This window comes from Streptomyces sp. NBC_00286 (assembly GCF_036173125.1).
In the GTDB taxonomy this organism is placed as follows: domain Bacteria; phylum Actinomycetota; class Actinomycetes; order Streptomycetales; family Streptomycetaceae; genus Streptomyces.
The window spans coordinates 4,074,521-4,094,649 of sequence record NZ_CP108054.1 but is presented as its reverse complement, the minus strand read 5'-3'; the positions used below and the strand labels follow the sequence as shown (position 1 = coordinate 4,094,649).

At 65.7% G+C, this 20,129-nt stretch carries 15 protein-coding genes and 2 pseudogenes; 10 read left to right on the top strand and 7 right to left on the bottom strand.

Annotated features, from left to right (window positions below; all coding sequences use genetic code 11):
- Positions 1-569: 569 nt before the first annotated feature.
- Together OHT21_RS18430 and OHT21_RS18425 are read right to left on the bottom strand one after the other, a co-directional pair.
- Positions 570-989 (bottom strand): DUF6093 family protein, encoded by a 420-nt coding sequence (locus tag OHT21_RS18430; RefSeq protein ID WP_328769425.1) that lies wholly within the window; start codon positions 987-989, stop codon positions 570-572.
- On the bottom strand, positions 979-1,269 hold the full coding sequence (locus OHT21_RS18425) for a hypothetical protein (protein ID WP_328769424.1): 291 nt from the start codon (positions 1,267-1,269) through the stop codon (positions 979-981). Before OHT21_RS18425 ends, OHT21_RS18430 begins: the two co-directional genes overlap by 11 nt.
- Positions 1,270-1,432: 163 nt before the next feature.
- Between OHT21_RS18425 and OHT21_RS18420 the strand changes: the two genes are divergently transcribed.
- Positions 1,433-2,665 (top strand): HNH endonuclease, encoded by a 1,233-nt coding sequence (locus OHT21_RS18420; protein ID WP_328769422.1) that lies wholly within the window; start codon positions 1,433-1,435, stop codon positions 2,663-2,665.
- Positions 2,666-3,074: 409 nt separating this feature from the next.
- Positions 3,075-4,190 (top strand): sensor histidine kinase, encoded by a 1,116-nt coding sequence (locus tag OHT21_RS18415; RefSeq protein WP_328769421.1) that lies wholly within the window; start codon positions 3,075-3,077, stop codon positions 4,188-4,190.
- A 94-nt stretch (positions 4,191-4,284) separates the two neighbouring features.
- Here OHT21_RS18415 and OHT21_RS18410 read toward each other — a convergent pair whose 3' ends face one another.
- A complete protein-coding gene (locus OHT21_RS18410; protein WP_328769420.1) occupies positions 4,285-5,124 on the bottom strand; it encodes a hypothetical protein in 840 nt (279 codons plus the stop codon).
- Between the two features lie 94 nt (positions 5,125-5,218).
- Positions 5,219-5,623 carry a hypothetical protein gene (locus tag OHT21_RS18405; protein WP_328769419.1) on the bottom strand — a complete coding sequence of 135 codons (405 nt, stop codon included), beginning with the start codon at positions 5,621-5,623 and terminating at the stop codon, positions 5,219-5,221.
- Positions 5,624-6,196: 573 nt separating this feature from the next.
- On the opposite strand from OHT21_RS18405, the pseudogene OHT21_RS18400 reads away from it, so the two are divergent.
- Positions 6,197-6,433, top strand: a pseudogene (locus tag OHT21_RS18400) (response regulator); the annotation flags it as partial.
- 871 nt (positions 6,434-7,304) lie between these two features.
- Here OHT21_RS18400 and OHT21_RS18395 read toward each other — a convergent pair.
- Complete coding sequence (locus OHT21_RS18395) at positions 7,305-7,538, bottom strand: DUF397 domain-containing protein (protein ID WP_328769417.1); 234 nt, start codon at positions 7,536-7,538, stop codon at positions 7,305-7,307.
- Positions 7,535-8,416 (bottom strand): helix-turn-helix domain-containing protein, encoded by an 882-nt coding sequence (locus tag OHT21_RS18390; protein ID WP_328769416.1) that lies wholly within the window; start codon positions 8,414-8,416, stop codon positions 7,535-7,537. The genes OHT21_RS18395 and OHT21_RS18390 overlap by 4 nt, the downstream gene beginning before the upstream one ends.
- Before the next feature lie 179 nt (positions 8,417-8,595).
- Between OHT21_RS18390 and OHT21_RS44690 the strand changes: the two are divergent.
- The 5 genes and pseudogenes from OHT21_RS44690 to OHT21_RS18370 form a co-directional block, all read left to right on the top strand.
- Positions 8,596-9,018: pseudogene (locus OHT21_RS44690) on the top strand (ATP-binding protein); the annotation flags it as partial.
- Between the two features lie 207 nt (positions 9,019-9,225).
- Positions 9,226-10,146 carry a TauD/TfdA family dioxygenase gene (locus tag OHT21_RS18385; RefSeq protein WP_328769415.1) on the top strand — a complete coding sequence of 307 codons (921 nt, stop codon included), beginning with the start codon at positions 9,226-9,228 and terminating at the stop codon, positions 10,144-10,146.
- Positions 10,143-12,317 carry a B12-binding domain-containing radical SAM protein gene (locus OHT21_RS18380; RefSeq protein WP_328769414.1) on the top strand — a complete coding sequence of 725 codons (2,175 nt, stop codon included), beginning with the start codon at positions 10,143-10,145 and terminating at the stop codon, positions 12,315-12,317. Before OHT21_RS18385 ends, OHT21_RS18380 begins: the two co-directional genes overlap by 4 nt.
- Positions 12,304-13,497 (top strand): UDP-N-acetylglucosamine--N-acetylmuramyl-(pentapeptide) pyrophosphoryl-undecaprenol N-acetylglucosamine transferase, encoded by a 1,194-nt coding sequence (locus OHT21_RS18375; protein WP_328769412.1) that lies wholly within the window; start codon positions 12,304-12,306, stop codon positions 13,495-13,497. The genes OHT21_RS18380 and OHT21_RS18375 overlap by 14 nt, the downstream gene beginning before the upstream one ends.
- Before the next feature lie 595 nt (positions 13,498-14,092).
- A complete protein-coding gene (locus OHT21_RS18370; RefSeq protein ID WP_328769411.1) occupies positions 14,093-17,632 on the top strand; it encodes an nSTAND1 domain-containing NTPase in 3,540 nt (1,179 codons plus the stop codon).
- Here the strand turns inward: OHT21_RS18370 and OHT21_RS18365 are convergent, their stop codons facing one another.
- Positions 17,633-17,941 carry an NIPSNAP family protein gene (locus OHT21_RS18365; protein WP_328769410.1) on the bottom strand — a complete coding sequence of 103 codons (309 nt, stop codon included), beginning with the start codon at positions 17,939-17,941 and terminating at the stop codon, positions 17,633-17,635.
- A gap of 388 nt (positions 17,942-18,329) precedes the next feature.
- Here OHT21_RS18365 and OHT21_RS18360 point away from each other — a divergent pair, with 388 nt between their 5' ends.
- Positions 18,330-18,869, top strand: a complete 540-nt coding sequence (locus OHT21_RS18360; RefSeq protein WP_328769409.1) for a DUF4365 domain-containing protein — start codon at positions 18,330-18,332, stop codon at positions 18,867-18,869.
- A gap of 62 nt (positions 18,870-18,931) precedes the next feature.
- Positions 18,932-20,044, top strand: a complete 1,113-nt coding sequence (locus tag OHT21_RS18355; protein ID WP_328769407.1) for a hypothetical protein — start codon at positions 18,932-18,934, stop codon at positions 20,042-20,044.
- The last annotated feature ends 85 nt before the right edge of the window (positions 20,045-20,129 follow it).

Here is a 20,129-nt window from a genome sequence, read left to right as displayed (position 1 = left end):
GCGCCCCGCGGCAATGGAGCCCGAAGAGGCCGAAACCCTGGGCGCCTCTTCCGGTTCGGCCGTGATGTCTTCGTCAGGGCGCCTCTTGCGTCTTCCCATCACTGACCGTGCTGAGCCGTCGACCCGTTGATGTCCCCACCCGCCGCGTTAGACCCGCCACTTGCCCGGATCCCCGAACCGCCTGCCGATGAAGTGCCCGTACCCGGCGCCGTGTCCTGCGCCTGGGCGTTGTGAATGCTCCCGCGGGCCGCGTTCGAACCGGCCTCAGCCGTCACCGGCTCTTCAGAGGATGCGTTTCCCGCCGACATGGTGACCTGCCACAGCCCCACCCCCAACGCGGCAATCCCAGCCACAGAACCGGCAATCCCCGCGACCTGGCTCGACCGCTCCAAGTCCGCAGTCAAAACCCACACCATCAGGACGACCGCCGCCACAGCGCCGACTGCCGACAACGCCCACCAAAGGACCTTCTGCCACCCCGTCACGAGGACATCTTTGCGCAACTCCCAAGATTAAGTTCACTTCTTCCATGTCCCGGTTCGGTCCCAGATGGCGCTGCTGACGCCACGTCAATCTGCCAGCAGCTCAAGGCGCATCACGCGCACCACGGTGTACGTCCCGAGACCAACATCGGCGACTCGGAATCGGCGCCCGGTGAGTTGCGGATCGCGCGCCGTGCGAGAAACGACCAACACGTCGTCGACCGCTGCCGACGGCGCGGCCAGGGGCAGCAGAGCCTGATAGCCAGTGGATGCGGGCCCTGCTGCCGCGAGTGAGTCCAGGGCCGGCATGACCCCGAGTGATCCGGGACGCACGATCGCACCCACGCCCGCCCACAGAAGAACGGGTACCGAGCCGCCGGGCTTCAGTTCTCCCGTCCCCTCGTCAAGGACATCTCCAGAGGCCCCGTCCACGTCCCGCCACAGCTCCAGCCGGTCATCGAGCAGCCTCTCCACGACCCGCCGCACCCCCGACAGATCAAGCGCCACGGGCCCACTCCGCCAACTGCCGCAGCACCGCCGCCGTGCCCCCACCCGGCACGTTCTCCAGATCCATACGCGCGAGAGCCGCGCGCTCCACCTCCAACGGGTCCAGCGCCTCCAGGAAGGCAACGGCCGCGGGGCCAGGCTCGGGAGCCACCCCAACCTCCACCCGCGCAAGGAGATCGAGTTCAGCCGGCCACGAACCGGTCGGACGCAAGTGCAGTACGACTCGGGGCAGATCATGAGGCACGGCGTGAACATCCACCGCGGCCACATGTTCGCTCACGTCCTGACCATCGACTGCGACGGCGTAGGAGCGCCCATCAAATGTGAGCTGGAAGCGATTCTGCGTTTTCACCGGCGGAGCCTAATCCCGGATGCCGGCGCGACGAACGGTACCCACATCAGCCGCGGGAGGGATGTCAGTCCGGTTGCGTAGGGTTCTTGTCATGGCGCTGACGGACATAACTCGTATCGAGGTCAACAAGGCTGTCGAGCAGTACGACCGGCTTGGCCGCGATGCCTTCCTCCAGCAATACGGTTTTGGGCACGCCCGCCGCTACATGCTGTTGCACGGGGACCGGCACTATGACTCCAAGGCGATCGTGGGCGCGGCACACGGGTTCGTTCCTGGCCAGGAGCCATTGGCAGCGAAGGACTTCTCCGGCGGCGCCGGGCACGCGGTGCGTCTTCTCAGGAGGCTGGGTTTCACCGTGGTGGACGAACTCGTGGAGACCGTCGACATCCGTGACGACCTCATCGAGCGCGTTGTCCGCCTCAAGGTGAATCGTTCCTCCGGACGCCCTGCCTTGTTCCAGCCGATTGTGCTGCTGTGGGCCATCGGACGCGCCCGCCGCGGCGAGCCGCGGCTCCTGTCGTGGAGGGAGACCGAGGAAGCGCTCACGACTCTTCTTCAAAGGCACGGCATGAGGGGAGAGCGCCCGCGGCCTGACTATCCCGTCGCCGCTCTGTGCCGTGCCGGCCTCTGGGTGCTGCCCGATCATCAAGGCGCCGTGCCCGCAGCCCATGGCGACACGGAACTGCGCAATTGGTTTCGCGACAACCAGCCGCTCGGCGGCTTGGCAGAGTCGGTGTACGACCTTCTTCGACGCTCCGGAGAAACCCGTCTCGCCGTGATCGGTGAGCTCTTGTGCAGGTTCTTCGACGATCTGGACTACGGCCCGCTGCTGACCGACGTCGGTCTGTACGACGATGACGTGGCAAGCGACGCGACACCCAGCGAAGCCAAGGAAGCCGAGAATCAGCCGGAACCTTGGCTCATCACGGCTGCTGAGTACGAGCGCCTGTGTCGTATCGCCGAGCACGGAGAGGGCAAGAACCACGGCAAGCGGGTCTCACGCACCGCCCGCAATCCCATACGCTCGAGCGCTGCACGCTGGGCGGCGCTTGGTCGCAGCAAGGGCCGTTGCGAAAATCCACACTGCGCGGGCCAGCCCGCTGACGTGACCGACAAGGGCCTGCCGATACTCGAAGTCGACCATGTCATGGATCTCGCCCTCGGCGGTCGCGATCACCCCAGCCAGATGGTCGCCCTGTGCCCGAACTGCCACGCCGTGAAAACCCGTGGCCGCACTCGGGAGGCACTCCGCGAGACCCTGCTCAAGGTCGCTGTGGAGCGCCACAACGCAGTGCAGGCAACTCGGGACTCATCAGTTACTTGATCGGCTCGGCGGTAGCCGCGCTAGCTAAGCTAGCTCACACTCTGAGCACGAAACGGATCTGTGGAAGGCGCCGAGCCGGAGGTACTGGTCATTGTCGGCGCGACCATCGCGATGATCACCGGGTGGTGCCGTGCGCCGAAGAACGTGAACGCCACATCCGAGGCAAGACACCGTGCCCGAGGGCCAGGTTCGCTCGCCGCACGCCTACGCCCTGGTTGACACCGCCTACCCGGGCATCGACATGAGCGAGGTTGACCGGATGTCGTCACGATCCATCTCCGGTGAACACGCGTGGCGTCACCGACGCATATCCAGTTTTCGATACGCCGACGATATACACCACCTCGTAACCTGACGTCGGCTGCTACGTCGACGCCCGACTGAAGTCTGGACATGGAGGGTGAGCGTTATGGACAGGTCACCCGGGCTGAGTGTTCGCCTCAAACTCACCCTCAGCTACGCCTGCTTCATCATGCTGGCTGGCGGACTGCTACTCGGGGCAGTGTGGGTGTTCCTCCTGCGCTATGTCCCTGAACGCGCGCTACTCAAAGACCCCGACGACCGGCCCAACGAGGTCTTTCCCGTCCGATCGGCCCTTCTGGACGTCTTCGCCCCGAGGGCAGCCGCAGTGCTGATCTTCCTTCTACTGTTCGGTCTGATTGGAGGGTGGGTCCTCGCAGGCCGCATGCTCTCCCCGCTGACCCGTATCACGGACGCCACCCGCCTGGCCACGCACGGATCGCTCGCCCACCGCATCCGGCTGCCCGGCCGCAAGGATGAGTTCCGCGAACTGGCCGATGCCTTCGACGGGATGCTCGCGCGCCTCGAAGCGCACGTCGCCGAGCAGCAGCGGTTCGCCGCCAACGCCTCGCACGAACTGCGCACCCCGCTGGCGACCACCCAAGCCTTGCTCGACGTGGCCCGCAGCGACCCGAGAAGGGACCCTGCCGAGGTCTACGACCGGCTGCACGCCATCAACGCCCGGGCCATCGGCCTCACCGAGGCGCTGCTCGTGCTCAGCCGCGCCGAGCAGCGGGCGTTCACACCAGAGACGGTCGACCTGTCCCTCCTCGCAGAGGAGGCCGATGAGACGCTGCTCCCACTCGCCGAGAAGCGCGGGGTCACCGTCGAGGTCACCGGTGAGGCGGCCCCGGCCCACGGGTCGCTGGAACTGCTGCTGCAGATGACCATGAACCTCGTACACAACGCGATCGTGCACAATCTGCCCGACCGCGGCACCGTGCGCGTCGAGACCACCGCAGGACCGCAGAGCGTGCTGCTCACCGTCGAGAACAGCGGTGAGCAGCTCACCCCCGAACTCGTCTCGACCCTCACCGAGCCCTTCCAGCGCGGCACGGAACGCCTCCACGAAGACCACGGGGGCGCTGGCCTCGGCCTGGCGATCGTCAAGACGATCGTCCGCACGCACGACGGGTCCCTCACCATCACCGCGCGACCCGAGGGCGGACTGCGGATCACCGTCGAACTACCTCGCCACAACAGAAGCTGCGACGCTAGCGTGTGAGGCTGTCGAGACTCGAATGACATGGCCATTGGAACCCGTCCGTACCTCCGCGTCAGCCGCTCTTACCAGTACTCAGCCTGAGGTTGACAAAGGCTCATTCCTCAAGTGCTGCTCGCGAAGAATTCAATATACTATTCTTGTAAGCTTTTATCTCGCGAAAGTAACCAGAGTCACTCTTGAGGCTCTGCCGCTGAAGCCGCGCCTCCTCTACAAACCAGGCGTTCACCAGGCCTGCAGTACGTTTACACGTAACGTCCGCCACGGCCGTATCGATTTCTCGGTCGGAGCTTGGGCGTCCGGTTTTTCCTGCCCCCTCCCGCGACCACCACACCCGATCACCGATTGATTTATAAGGATCCGAATAGCTGTAACCCTTTCCCTTCATGCAGTCGCGCCAGGCGCCTAGATTATCTGATACTTCAGGAGAATGAAGAGCCTCCAGCAGGAGTTTCTGGCTGAGGCCGACGAGTGGCCCATAATTGCCCTCAACATCTCTGCCGAGTTTTGCATCCGCCTTCTTGTCACACCCCTCGCTCTTTGCGATCTGCGCTTGACGCTCCCTTTCGTGAGAAATCTTCTGACTTTCGTTTACCGCCAGTCGCTCTGGAGGTTCATGGAAGCCGAATCTCCTGGCAACCTCGATCTCGATCAATCCGTAGCGCCGCCGGTTAGGCAGATCCTCGACATCGGTTAGCCTCTCTCGCATCTCCCATTTTCGCCCCTTTTCAGACATGCATTCAGCGATCAGTTTATCTCTAGCGGCCGACACTGTGTAATGCTCTTGCAGCGAGAATTGGTATTCGTCAAAAGGGAGTTTGAGGCTGCGCACCTCATCCGTCGGTTCCGGGCCCGCGGCTGGCCTAGATGTAACCGGTGAAGGCTTTGCTGTCGAACAGCCACACGCAAGAAGCACGAAAAAGACAGATAGTGTCATGTGAATAGCATGTCTCATTTGCCTTATTCCCGTCTCCGGGAGCCGGGAGACTCCTTTGCGAACTGGAGTTCCCGGGCCCGCGGATTTCAGTCCGTCAGCAGGCGTAGAACTTGACAGCGCTTGCCTTGTTATCGAATCCGTTGTTGCTGAAAGTCGAGTCACTCGATCCCGGGGCGGCCGTGTAGGTCACGCCGGAGTAACCAGCGAACTGGAACAGCTTTGCCGGGTGGCAGTTCCAGTTGTGCATGGAGCTTGCACTGTTGTCGATCGAACCGTTCGAGGTCGCATGGTCCCAATAATTGTTGGAGAAGTCCGGGTCGTTGTTGTGGGACGAGTAGTCATACCAGCCCCCATTCCAGTCGGAGTACTGCGCGAGAACGAAGTCCCAGGTGGGATGCTCACCGGCGTCGTGCGCGCTTGCGGCCGGAGCACTTGCGATGAGGCTGGCGACAAGGGCGGCCGTCATCCCGATGGAGAGCCCTATCTTCTTGATGCTCATGGTGCAAATCTCCCGAGTTTGAAGGAAGGATTGCCTGCCGCCGGGTTATTGGTACCAGCGGCTGCTCCGAAGCTAGTGGGGCCGAGTAGAGTCTGTTGCTTCGAAGCGGATGCATATATACCCGATCCTGTGTGCGGCGGACAAGCTTCCGTTTCTGCCCCATCGTGAGGCGGCGATGACCCATGGGAAGGTGGACATACCGCGGCTCTGGCACGAGTTCGCAGGCCCCGGCGCTGCCATTCTCGGCGGCGACCGGGGGGCGGCGACCGGGGGGGATCCGGGGCTGGGCCTTCGACTTCGTCGCACGACCGGCCAGTTACGAAACTCTGCCTCGGCGGCGATCCGGCGCCGGTCCCTAACAGGCAGGAGCGGACGCAAACCCACGAGCACGAGAAGGGCCGGAAGAGCGGAGACAGCCCCCTCACTACCTTCGGCCGCCCTGGCTAGCTGCGTCGTGCCATGGAAGCCGGCGCCGCCGGATTACTGGCTGCCAGTCAAGGCAGCACGGTGTTGCCGGGGCGTATGCGGTTTTCGATATGCCGGCGATATGCGGCGGCTCGTAGCATCGAGAGCATGCGTGTGTTGATCGTCGAGGACGAACCCTTGATGGCAGAGGCCATCCGCGATGGCCTGCGCCTGGAGGCCATCGCCGCCGACATCGCGGGTGATGGCGACACCGCGCTGGAAATGCTGGGCGTCAACGCCTACGACATCGCCGTCCTGGACCGTGACATCCCTGGGCAGTCCGGCGACGAGATCGCCAGGCGCATCGTCGCCTCCGGCCAGAGCAGCCCAGAGGTGGCCGCAACAGGCCCAAGAAGCGCTATTTCTAGGGTTGTTGGGGCTTGCGCAACGCTGCCACTTGAGCCAGTATCTACACACAGTCGCAACTTGATCACCCGCTGTTGCGCGATCCTGGGGGGGAATGGCTAAGAGGTCAGTCATCGGCAGTGTGGTCGTGTCTGCGTCTGCGCTTGTCATGGTCATTGGGGCCACCAGCACGGCCTACGCCGCCGATCGCACGCAGTATTGGTACGACGCCCCAATTTATCGAGGAAATATCCATTTCGTTGACGACGGCGACAGATTCATTGTCACGGACTCGCACGCTGATGGTTATGGGGTGCATGGCGCCCTCTATGATGTCGACAGGGGTGAGGCCGTCGCCTGGGCTGATGATGGTGGAGACGTGGGCAGCAATTCTTTCACCTATAACATAAAGGGAACAAAAAAATACAAGCTCTCGATCTGCTGGCGCGGCGCCCCGAATGGGAGCTCATGTCGCACATCCAGCGCATTCTCCGAAAGCTGAGCCGCCCCATCCCGCAAGAACCAAGAGGCCCCCACTCCCCTGCCTGCGCCGGGAGGGTGGGGGTTCTTTTTGGGTTCCGCTAGCTAGTCTAGTTGGTGCTCTCTGAATTCAAAGAGCACCAATAACCCCAGGCCGTAGTCGAATTCCGGGACAACGTGATGCCGAAGAAGCTCCCCGTGCCGCCGCTCAGCACCGATACCGCCGCGTTCCACGCCGAGCCCCCTGCGGACCGCGATGACCCCACGGTCATCGCGGCACACGACTGTGCACCGTGCCGTTGAAGCGCAGCAGCAACGAGTCGCTGCGGTACGGCTGACCACCGCGTCGACGAATACGGTACGAGGCCCCCGGCAGCATGGGGGCCCTTTCTTACCGTCCTTGTCGAATGCCCTGGACGAACGCCACGAACGATGCACGACCAACAAGCAGCACAGCCCCCTCGGAGACCTTGCTGTCCCGGATCGCGATGCCGGCGTACGCCGTCTCAGCCAGGTCCGCCACCTCCACGCAGTTATTGCCGGCGCCGTCGGAGTACGACGACTTGAACCAGCGCGCTCCGGCGCCGGTGAGCTCGGGGGCCATGTGGGTACGGGTGTGGGTCATTTGGTGATCTCTCGCATGAGTTGTTGCAGGAACTCTGGCGTGTCCTCCGGCGGCAGCGCGGACGCCGTGAGGGCGTTGAACTTCCGGGTGAACCGTCCGACTTCGCGTGGCTTGTCGGAGACCGACGTGGCGCTCCACGCGTTGTCCACCTGCACCGAGGTCGGCATTCCGTCGTCCAGGTGCAGGATGCTGAAGTCGTGCACGGACAGGTATCCCCGAAGGGTCTGGGGAAGGACCTGAACGCTCACGTTGGGCAGGGACGCCAGCCTGGCGATCTCGTCGTACTGCTCCCGCATCACGTCCGTGTCGCCGACCACGTACCGCAGGGCCGGTTCGTACAGAACGGCTCTCAGCCGCAGAGGCTCCTCGTCCCTGGTGAGGAATTCCTTGCGCTTGATGCGGACTTGGATGTTCTTGTCGATGAACTCGCTGGTGGTCTCCTCGATCGGCTTCGCGAGTTCGTACAGCGCGCGGGCGTATGCCTGGGTCTGCAGCAGCCCGAGTACGAGCGCTGGGTGGAAAGCCCACGTCTCCCGTGCCGCCGTCTCGATCCCGACGAAGCGCGGCATGCCCGACGGCATCGTGGACCGGAAGGGCGTCCACCAGTCCTGACTCGCGCCGTCCCGCTGGATCCCCAGCAGTTGCTCCACGTCGCCGTCGTCGGTCACGCCGTACAGCTCCAGAAGGGCGCGCAGATCGCCGGCGCTACGGAGGTCCTGAAGCCCCTTCTCGACACGGTGGAGCTTAGTGACGTACAAGCCTTTGACTGCGCCGCTTCCGACGACGTCCTCGAGCGTCATCCCTGCCTGTTCGCGCAACTGCCGCAACTCGTAACCGAGTTCGATGCGCCGCACGGTCGGTCTGGGTTTGGCCGCCATGTGCTCGCCCCTCCATCGCTTGCGTTCGCCGAAGCCGCGATGCGCGCAGTCTGACACGCGATACGCGCGCTGCAACAGACCATGCGCTTGCGGAGTCATGTGCCACTTTCGTTCTCGAAGAAATTTCTAGAGCCTTTTCGTTGCGAAGCAACTTTCCCACGGGGCACGGTGATTGGGCCATGGAGAGCGCCTCTGCGCTCCCGGTCTCCCCTCGCCTGCGGAAGGACTGGGCAATGGTGCCTGCAGTTCCGACGACAGCCTCAGCAGCTCCCGCGCTCGCTGTAGGCGCCTGCGCCACATCCGCGACTCATGCAGCCGCAGAGCACGATGGGCAACAGGAGCACCACGGGCACCAGCACTCCTCCGTCGACGTCGCCTTCGTACGAGATGCGTCACGCGTCGAGCACGCCCGGCGCATCGGCATCACCTGGCTCCGGAATGTCTGCCGCATGCCGGCGGTACGGGTCGAATCCGCGGAGGTGGTGATCTCGGAGCTGATCAGCAACGCGGTCCTCCATGGACGCAGCACGACGGTCGGCCTCCGTCTGAGACACGTCGACGGCCAGGTGCGCCTCGAGGTCAACGACCACTCGCCGTCCGACATCCCCCGCTCGAAGCGAGTCGGCCCGGACGAGGAGAGCGGACGCGGCCTGTGGCTTGTGACGCCCTCGTCGGCGAGCTGGGCGGGAGTTGGGGCTTCACCGACGACGGAACCGTCGCCTGGTGTGTCTTCCCGTCCTGATCGCCGCCCGCCCCTTCGTCCCCGTACATCGCCCTTCACCACACATCTCTCCGATTCGAGGAGTGCCATGTCGACACCACCGCTGCCCGAATACCGGGTGAAACTGCCGAAGGACCTCGTCGCCGGCCTGGCGCATTGCGCGTCGGCCCTGCCTGACTGGCAGCTCACCGACGGCCTGCTGTCCGCTGCGACGATGACCGCTTACCGCCAGGCCATGGCGGATCTTCCGCACGTTCCGGAGTTCGCCGCCACGTGTGACCAGCTGCTGAATGCCCCGGACGGTGACGGTTTCGCCGTCCTGGAGTTGGCCGAACTCCTCGATGCCACCGGCATCCAGTACGACGCCCGCGTCATCACCGCGCTGCTCTCCCTGATCGCCAGGCCCTTGCGTGCCTTCGACCGCTGGCCCTTGTGGAAGCCTCTCGGCACCAATCTGGCGAAGGACCCGATGCGCGCGACGGGCGCCGGTTACAACCCGATGCACCTGGACATCGTCAACTCCACCTGGCCGCCTGACTACAGTGCGCTGCTCTGCGTACGTCCGGATCCGAAGGGACGGGGCCACAGCCTCGTCTCGCAGGTCCGCCGAGCCGTGGACCGTCTCAGCTACGTGGACGCCGAGCTGCTCACCCACCCGAAGTACGAGGACGGTGACTTCTACGAACTAACCGGCGTCGGCGAGGAATGGAAGCCGTTCCCCATCATCGACGGACACTCGCCGCTCGGAGGCTTCGTCCGTTTCACGGCGAAGATGCTCGCCGACGCCGACCCCGACGACCCGTACACCAAGGCTGCTCGCGCCCTGGAACGTGAACTCATCAGCGGGCAGCGGCGGTTCCCCCTCGGTCGGGGTGACCTGCTGATCGTCAACCAGCACCTGAGCTGCCACGGCCGGGAGGCTCTCGGCGACGGCCAGGAGGACGTGCCCGAGGACGAGCGCCGGCTGCTCCTGCAGATCTTCCTGCGCCGTGAGGAGGCTCTGTCATGACGACAGCCGTCCCCCTGCCGACACCGACCGTCGTCTCGTCCGCGCGGCCGCGGGTCACGTTGACGGTGTGGCTGGCCGACCTCACGTACACCCAGCAGACGATCTCGGCCGAGACGATGCCGCAGGCGATCGCGGGCCTGGCCACCTACGCCGCGACGAAGATGGACCTCGCCCACCCCGTACGGATCTTCAAGTACCCCGAGGCGCTGGCAGCCGCGCTGGAGGCGGACGGGCCGCCCGACGTGATCGGGTTCTCGCACTACATCTGGAACAGTCAACTCTCGCTCGCCTTGGCGGAGTTGATCAAGCGGCACTTCCCACGTACGACGGTCGTCTTCGGTGGCCCGCACTACCCGCTCCGCCGCCCCGAGCAAAACGAGTTCTGGCACGAGCGCCTGGCCGGGAAGGTCGACTTCTACATCGACGGTGAGGGCGAGCCCGCGTTCGCCGACCTCCTTCGCACCCTCAACGACGTCGACCGCACCGAGATCCGCGGACACATCGACGGGGTGCACCGCCTCGGCGACGACGGGATACTCCATGCCCCGCGCCCGCGGCTGCGCATCCACGACCTGTCCGTCGTGCCGTCCCCGTACACGGGCGGCCTCATGGACGAGTTCTTCGACGGCAAGCTCGTGCCCACCGTGCAGACGAACCGCGGCTGCCCGTTCAAGTGCACCTTCTGCCAGGAAGGCACGTCGTACTTCCAGCGAGTCGCCAAGAAGCACGCCGAGCAGATCCGCGACGAGCTGCACTACATCGGCCGCCGTATGAAACCCCTGGTCGAAGCGGGGGCCGCCCGCAACGAACTCCTCATCACCGACAGCAACTTCGGCATGTACCCCGACGACCACGACACCTGCCGAGTGATCGCCGAATGCCAGCAGCTCTACGGCTGGCCGCGCGTCGTCAACGTCACCACCGGCAAGAACCAGCGCGACCGCGTCTTGTCCGCCGTCGCCCAAGTGCCGGGTGCAATCAGCCTGTCGGGCGCCGTGCAGTCCCTCGACCCCGACGTCCTGCGCAGGATCGCCCGGTCGAACATTGACGCCGGCAAGCTCATGGACATCGCCCTCGCCGCCTCGGACGCGGGAGCGGGTACGTACAGCGAGGTCATCCTCGCCCTGCCCGGCGACTCCAAGACCAAGCACCTCGGCACGCTGCGCCAGCTCGTAGATGCAGGCTTCGACCGCCTGAACATGTTCCAGCTGACCATCCTGCCGGGCAGCGAGATGTGCACGGACGCATACCGCCGCGAGCACGGACTGATCACCAAGTGGCGGGTCATGCCGCGCTGTTACGGCGCCTACAGCGTGCTCGGCGAGGAGCTGCGGGCAGCCGAGGTGGACGAAGTCTGCGTCACGGTCCCCGACATGCCGTACGAGGACTACCGGGAATGCCGGGTGATGAACCTGTTCCTGGCCTCGCTCTACAACGGCGGTGTCTTCGCCGTACTCCTGGCTCTCCTGCGAGCGCACGGCGTGTCACCCATGCGCTGGCTGGAGCTGGCACGGTCGATGGACCACGGCCCGACGCTGACGGCCGTACTGAAGGAGTTCGAGGCGGAGACGGACGAACAGCTGTGGGACAACCGCACCGCGCTGCTCACGCACGCGACCGAGCACATCGACCAGTACATCGAAGGCCACCTGGGCAACAACCTGCTCTACACCTACCGGACCCGCATCATCTCCGAAGCTCTGCAGGACACTACGGACCTGGCGGCTCGCGCCTGCCTGGCCGCCCTGCGGGAGGCGCGTGTCGGCGTGGGCGGCGGCAGCCTGATCGAAGCGCTGGTGCACGAGGGTGCCGAGTACCACCGCCTGATGCTCTCCGAGATCTTCCGCGTCGACCCACCGGCGGTCCTGCGCCAGACTGCGGGCTTCAACCTCGCCCTCTTCCTGGCAGCCGCGCAACGACGGGAGGACGTACGCGATCTTCGCCGCTTCCGACGCGCCGCAGAAGGCGTACGGGAGTTCGTCCTCACCCCCGCCCAGCAGCGCACCCTGAACACGTACCTCCGTCAATTCGGCGCCACTCCCTGGGGTGTTGGACGGCTCCTTACGAAGGTCCGCCTGCCTGATATCGTCCGGCAAGTCCGAATGTCTCCCGGCCCGGGCAGCGCCCCGGCGCCCGCCGGAACGGAACCCCCACAACGTGACCAGCGCTGACCTCGACCGCCGCCTCGCCGCCCTCGGCCGACCCTTCCGGCTGATCGTCACGGGCGGCGGGACCGGCGGCCACACCTACCCCGCGCTCACCGCGATCCGCACGACGAGCGCACGGCTCGCCCGCCTGGGCATCGGCCTGGAAGTGCTGTGGGTCGGCACGGCGGCCGGTCTGGAGGCGCGGGTCACCGAGCGCGAGGGCATCCCGTTCAAGACGGTCGCGACCGGCAAGATCCGCCGCTCCAGCAACCCGCTCAAGCTGGCCTCTCCGGCCAACATCAAGGACATGGGGCGCGTCCCGCTCGGCGCCGCGCAGGCTCGTACGATCGTCTCCGACTTCAGGCCGGATGTGGTGCTGTCGACCGGGGGTTACGTGGCTGTCCCGGTCGGCTTGGCAGCCAAGTTCCGCCGGCGGCCGTTGGTCATCCACGAGCAGACGGTCCGCCTGGGCCTGGCCAACCGCGCCTTGGCCCGCGCCGCCACCCGTATTGCTGTTTCGTCTGAGTCGACGCTGCCGTTGCTGCCGGATTCGGTGCGCGACTCGGCGGTCGTCACGGGCAATCCCGTACGACCCGAAGTCCTGACTGGCCAGGCGGATAAGGCGATCAGCGCGCTTGGTCTCGCTGGTTTCGACCGGAGCCTTCCGACGGTGTACGTCACTGGCGGCGCCCAGGGCTCGGTACAGATCAACACCGTTGTGCGTGCGGTTCTCCCGTGGCTGCTCAGCCAGGCCAACGTCATTCACCAGTGCGGCGCCACGTCCGTGGAGGAGTCGCGACAGTACGCCGCCGGGCTCCCGGATGGTGTCCGGCGCCGCTACCTGGTCACTGACTTCGTCGGGCCGGAACTTCCCGACGTCCTGGCCCTCGCCGACGTCGTCATCTCGCGTAGCGGCGCGGGCACGATCGCCGAACTGACCGCCCTCGGTAAGCCGTCCGTCCTCATTCCGCTCGCGACTTCGGCGGGCAACGAGCAGGAGCACAACGCGCTGCATCTTCAGGAGGCAGGGGCTGCGGTTGCCTTGGTGAAAGACGCGGTCACCCCGGAAGGTCTCCGCGCGGCGGTCGGTCCGATCCTCTCCTCCGCCGAGCGGCGCCAGCACATGGCCCAGCAGGCTCGCGGTCTGGGACGTCCGGACGCGGCGGATCGCCTGACGGACATCCTGCTGAGCATGGCCACCTGACGAACTTGAGTCGGCCCAACCGCGACGCATCGGTCCGTCACGACAGGGCTGACTGACACTCCTCACACCGCCGTGTTGCCTGTCGCGCGGTGTTGCCCTCCGTTGCGGTCGCCGGGCAGCTGGCGCTCAACCGGTCCCACAGCCCGGGCGACGGCTCAGGGATCCAGCCCCAGCGCGGCGCCTTCACCAACTCCTCGGTCAGATGAGTGCACGCCCCTGGCAGGTGCGCGTACCCCGTAGGTGAGATCAAGATCGTCTGGGGCGGGAAGCTCCGCCACCCCTCCCTCACGGCGACAGAGGGTCGAGCCTTCAGCACGGCCCCGTCGGGTGGACAGCCACACCCCAGCCCGATGACGTTCCCGCACCGTTCGCATCGCTCTTCTCGCACAGCCCGTTCCCTCCGATTCCCCGGTCCACGACGAACTTCCCCTAGAACTCGGCACTATGACTTGTTTTCTCGGGGCACTGTTGAGATCACCTCCCACGCCACAGATGATGTTCACGAGCGTCGGGGACCCGATGCCGGGCGATCGGTAGCCGCTGAGCGGGGGCGTTGAGTGCTGCGACGGCGTGAAGACGTGCCGACTGGCGTCTCATGAAGAGCCGTCTGCAGCTGCTGCTCCAGGTCATGTTGGTGCTCGTCGCAAGTCTGCTGGGCATCGTCACGAACTACGCCACCAACGAGAACGACGTGCCGTGGCTCCTGAAGCTGCTCCAACAGGTCGCGATACCGGCCATCGGCCTGCTGATCATCACGATGGTGGTGGTGCAGGTCGTCGTGTACCGACTGGAAAACCCGGCGCCACCGCCAACAGACTGGCCCCGTGACCGGGTTCCGTACCCCGGTCTGGATGCCTTTGTGGAGGACGAGGCCGCGGTCTTCTTCGGCCGGGAGGCCCAGTCCGAGGACCTGACGCGTCGGCTCCACATAGCGCAGGACCGGCCTGCCGACCGGTTCCTCGTTCTCGTCGGGGCATCGGGGAGTGGGAAGTCGTCGCTGGTGAGAGCGGGCGTGATGCCGCGGTTACGCAGGCGGCGCTGGTCGATCGTGCCCGCCTTCTCTCCGGGCGCCAACCCCCTTGCGGCATTGGCCTCCGCAATCGCCACCGCTGGCGGGGGACACGAGCCCGCGAGCGCGGTGCTGCGGCGTCTTCGCCAGGACCCGACGTCGTTGCTCGCGGAGCTGTCCCGGCTGCGAGGGGGCAGGTTCCGCCGCATGCTCCTTGTGGTCGACCAGTTCGAGGAGGTTGTCACCCTCGCCGGCGAGCGGGAACGCGACCAGTTCCTCGACGCCCTCCACGCCTGCGTAACGCGGGACGCCGGGATCCGAGTGCTCGCCACGCTGCGCGTGGACTTCCTAGGAGCGCTCCTCGGTACGGGCCGCGCCGAGCTCTTCCAGCATCCCGTCGCCATCGGCGCTCTCGGCCGGAGCCAGCTCGCCCAGGCGGTGGAGCAGCCGGGCGCTCTGGTGGGCCTGTCCTTCGCGCCCGGCGTCGTGGACGCCATCGTCAACGACGCGGGCACGGACGATGCGCTGCCGCTGCTCGCGTATCTGTTGCAAGAGTTGTACTTCGCCTCAGGCCCTGGTGAGACCGTCACCGAGGAGCTCTATCGCAGCCTCGGCGGGGTGGCCGGCGCCCTCGCCCGGCAGGCCGACCACACAGTGGCAGAGCTTGGCACCGGAGGCGACGGCATCGACTTCGTGCTGAGGGTGCTGCTGCGATTCGTCACCGTCCAAGGCCAGGAGGTGGCTCGACGCCGCGTGCCGCTCACCGAGCTGACGGCGCAGGAGCGGCGCGTCGTGGACGCTTTCGTGGAGGCACGCCTGCTGATGTCCGATATGCGCGCCGACCAGGAGCCCTACGCCCAGGTGACGCACGAGGCGCTGTTTCGTCAGTGGGCCCCGTTGCGGCAGGAGGTCGAGGCGCGCGCTGAGCAGCTGCGTCAGCGCGCGGAACTCGAGCGGTGGGCGGAGGACTGGGAGCGCTCCGGCCGCAGCGCCGACTACCTGCTCACCGGCGAGAGGCTGACCCTGGCCCAGCGCTGGTTGCATGCCCTGCAAGGGGCCGGACAAGCGTCGGAACCGGCGCAGGCGCTCGTCGAGTCCTCGCAGCGGCGTGATCTCGCGTTCCTGCGCCGCGTCTCGGACAGCATCGGGCAGTACGCGCTCGGAGCCGTGGAGCAGCAGCCGGAGCAGTCTCTTCTCCTGACGCTGGCCGCACTGGGCGAATGCACGCCGACCCCGGCAGCCCGCCGTGGCCTGATGACGGCTCTCGCATCCAGTCACCTGCGTACCCAGCTCGACGGACACACCGACACAGTCCGGCACATCGCCTGGTCGCCGAACGGCCACCTCCTCGCCACCGCGTCGCGCGACGGCACCGCAAGGGTCTTCGACGCGCAGTCCGGTCGCTCACTGCGGGTTCTCCCATCTGAGGGCGTCATGGTCGAAGGCGTGGCCTGGTCGCCGGACTCCGCCCAGATCGCCACCGTGGGCCGCGACCACGTCGTACGGATCTGGGACGCCGCGTCCGGAGAACCCCTGCGGATACTCACAGGCGCCGCCTACATCGGACGACAGGTCGCCTGGTCGCCCAACGGGCGCTGGATAGCGGGCAGTTCACGCGATCAGACGGTGCGCGTGTGGGACGCCGAGACGGGCGACCTCGTACACGAGCTGCACGGACATCACGACGACGTGTGGGGCGTCGCCTGGTCCCCAGACGGCACGCGTCTGGCCTCGGCCTCACACGATCAGACGGCCCTCGTGTGGGACTTGACCACCGGCACGCCGGAGACGACGCTCTCCGGCCACTCCGACTTCGTGGAAGGTATCGCTTGGTCCCCAGACGGACGCCTCATCGCCACCGGCTCCGGTGACCACACGGTGCGGATCTTCGACGCAGAGAGCGGCGCACTGCGGCTCCTGGTACGTGGCCACACGGACTACGTCTGGAACGTTGCCTGGTCGCCGGACGGGCAGATGCTCGCCTCGGCCTCCTCCGACCGGACCGTGCGGATCGTCGACGCCCACGACGCAAAGGTTGTCGCCGTCCTGCGAGGACACACCGACACGGTCTGGGGAGTGACGTGGTCTCCGTCAGGTGACCAGCTCGCCACCAGTTCCACCGACGGCACAGGACGGGTATGGGATCTGCGGCCCCGCGGTGCCGAGAGCCTGATGCTCGACGGGCACCGTGGGCCCGTGAACCAGGCGGCTTGGTCTCACGACGACACACGCATCGCCACCGCTTCGGATGACGGAACGGTCCGAGTGTGGGACGCGACCACCGGCGCCTCCTCCAACCACGTGATCGAACAAGCCGACCGAGTGTGGAGCACCGCCTGGTCACCAGTCGACGACCGCCTGGCCATCAGCACCAACGACGGTGTCTTCCGCATCGTCCACGCGAACCAGGACAGCGCCTTCGACCACCGGGGAGCCGTAGTCGAGTCCATCGCCTGGTGTCCCGACGGCAGCCGCATCGCCACCGGGGACCACGACGGAACCGTGCGGGTCTGGTCCGCCCAAGCCGGGGTGGAACTAAGTTCCCTGACAGGACATCAGGACTGGATCAGCCGTATCGCCTGGTCCTCCAGCGGCCGCCTGCTGGCCAGCGCTTCGGACGACCGTACGTGCCGCCTCTGGGACGTTGCCGAGTGCCGACAGCTCACCGTGCTCCGCGGTCACGACAACTACGTCGACGACGTCGCCTGGTCACCCGACGAACAGCGCATCGCCACTGCTTCCGCGGACTGGACGGCCGCCGTCTGGGACACCACGACGGGCCGCCGCATCGAGAGCCTCAAGGGCCACGAGGGACGCGTTCGCGCCATCGACTGGTCCCCGGACGGTCAGCTCATCGCCACCGGATCCGACGACTGCACGGTGCGCATCTGGTCGTCCGCCACCTTCGAGGAGATCGCCATCGTGGGCGTGCACCAGGACAAGCTGGCCTCGGTCGCCTGGTCCCGAGACGGCACGCGCCTGCTTACCGCGTCCTTCGACGGCACGGCCCGAGTGTGGCCCGCCGAACCCGACTTTGCCCGCTTGGAGGCTGGCGCCCGCGGCCGGGTCTTCCGCGTCCTCAGGGACGACGAGCGGCGACACCACATGCTGCCGCTGGTCCCATGATCACAGCTGCAGCTCAACCGTCTCGACCGTGCGGTCTTCGGTGTGCACCAGGTACTCGTCCGGGTCGAGGTTCATCGCCTTACGCGCCGGCGAGGCCCAGTAGAGCGCGTTGCGGTCGGCGAACGTCTCCGGGCCCTCGTAGGAGATGAGCCACAGGAACTGGTTGCGCTCACGGTCCACCCAGGCGCCACCGATGGCGAAGCCCAACTCCAGGCGCAGCGGCACGATTTCCGTACGCCACCGCTCCATCCACTCGTCGAGCATGCCCTCCCGGACGGTGTAGGTACGGAGTTGGGTGGTTTTGGGCATGCGGTTTCCTCCTGAGTCGTGGCTCTCGGTCGGCAGAGTATGGTCCGATAAGTGGGCAACGGTAGGTGCCGACAGCTCTCCGCACGGCTGTCATTTCACCGGCGTCGGGGTACCGCCTGCATGAGTTGCCGTAGCTCGAGGGCCGGGTCCTCTGTGCGTCAGCTTCGTGCCATGTAACGTCCCGTATCAGCCATTTGCCCGCACGCTCCGCAGCTGACGGATGCCACTCCCATCCAGACCTACACTCGAGTGCGGCTTCCTGTCTGACGCATCGTTCACTACGATCACTGCAGAGGCGTGAGCACCGCTTTCTATGGTGGTGTAAGAGGTGCACGTGATGGGGTACAACGTGGGGCTAACGACCGTGACGGGGCGGGGCTGACGCTGGATGGCATTAAACCGCGAGGTCCGTCAGGGCCGCTACGGTGAGGTGTTCTTCCAGGCCATCATTACCGCCGCTGGGATGTCCGCTCAAAAGTTTCATGACGACGACTACATGATGGACTTCCTCGTCGGGCATCCAGGACCTCTTGGCCGACTGAATAACCCCATGATCGGCGTGCAGGTGAAGTGCAGCCGGAAAAGCCGAGCAACCCCGTCGGCCATTAGCCACAATTTGAAGAGCAAGTACTACAACGAACTGGCGAAACCCGCATCCGAGTGGTCGCTACCCACCTTCTTGGTCCTCGTCAGGGTGCCTGATGACGCCGATGCCTGGATGCACACGACACACGACCGACTGGCTCTGCACCGAGCCGCTTACTGGACATGCCTCCATGGCCAGCCGCAGCGTCGGGACCTACACGAGGACTCGCCAGTCACAGTGTCAGTGCCCCGTGAGAACCTGCTCACCAAGGATGCACTTCTGCAGATGTTCGCTATGGCGGATCAACTGCGTGTGCAGGGGCGGGGGGTGCCGACTCAGTGACACAAAAGCAACTACCGGAGCACGCTCTGCGTTCTCTAAGCCCTGAACTACTCCGTCGGTACTTGGGCGCACAAGGTTGGTATCTCGCCGACGATCAGCAGCGTGCTGAGGTGTGGGCCACAGAGCTGGCGGACGGCATCTTGGATGTTCTGCTGCCCAAGGACCCGCGCCTCACTGACTACGTGCGGCAGCTGCGCTACCTGTTCGACACTCTGGCCGTCGTCGAGGACCGAGAGCCATCAACGATCCTTCGCGACATCGGGCAGGCCATGACCGATGTGCACTATGTACGGCTTATGCCCGAGGGGCTCGCCTCTGGCACTGTCTGGCTCTCCGAGGGCAGCCGGGCCGTGGCCAGCCTAAGGGACCTATTCGTCAGCGCCACGTATCGAGCCACCACCTGGCTCGAGAACCAGCAGCCGCGACCAGTCGAGCCCGGCCGCAAGCCGAATCAGGTGTACGAATTCCTAAGCCGCCGGGTGCTCCTGGGCCTGGCCCAGCCAGGGAGCTACATCTTGACCGCCGAGGTTCCCCTGAACGCAGGGGTTCCGGAGCAACTGTCGCTCGACTCGCAGGGCCGCTACGGCGGAGCCCCCCTCGCTCGGCGGGTCTCGACTGCGTTTTACGATGGCGCCGCCGCCGCACGTACGGCTGCCGAACACGCAATGATCAACTCCGGGGACCTTTCAGCTTTCGCAGAGCATGCTGAACGCGGCCTCTCAGCGAATGTCTGTGAAGCACTCGCTGAGCTTTCCTCTCACGGGAAGGTGCCCTTCGAGTTAAGAGCCGCTTGGGCAAGCAGCCTGCCGATGGAACAGCCATCGGGCATTCTCCGGTTTCAGCCTGAAGTCATTGAGCAACTCCAGCTCGGTGCGGAGTACCTCCGTGACCGTTTCGGCCGGCAGGGGGTCTCCGTGCGGGGGTTTGTTACCAAGATGGAGCGTGTTCCGACCGCTGGACCAGGTTCGGTGATTCTATTGGGTCGCCCAGAGGACCAGCCCACGAGTCGTGCGATGAGGGTCCACGTCGAACTGACAGCTCCGGATTACAACCGCGTGGGCCGAGCACACTTGGATGGGCAGGAAGTGCTAGTCCAAGGCGACCTGGAGCGTTCCGGTAACCGCTGGACTCTCGTACGTGTCCAGAGCTGCACGGTCGAAGAGATCAGGGACTGAGCAACCTCAGTCACGCGATTCCTGCAGCCCTCACTGTCGGAGTCCGGCAGGCATTAGTGTTGATCGCGGTCGTATTGGCAGGGAG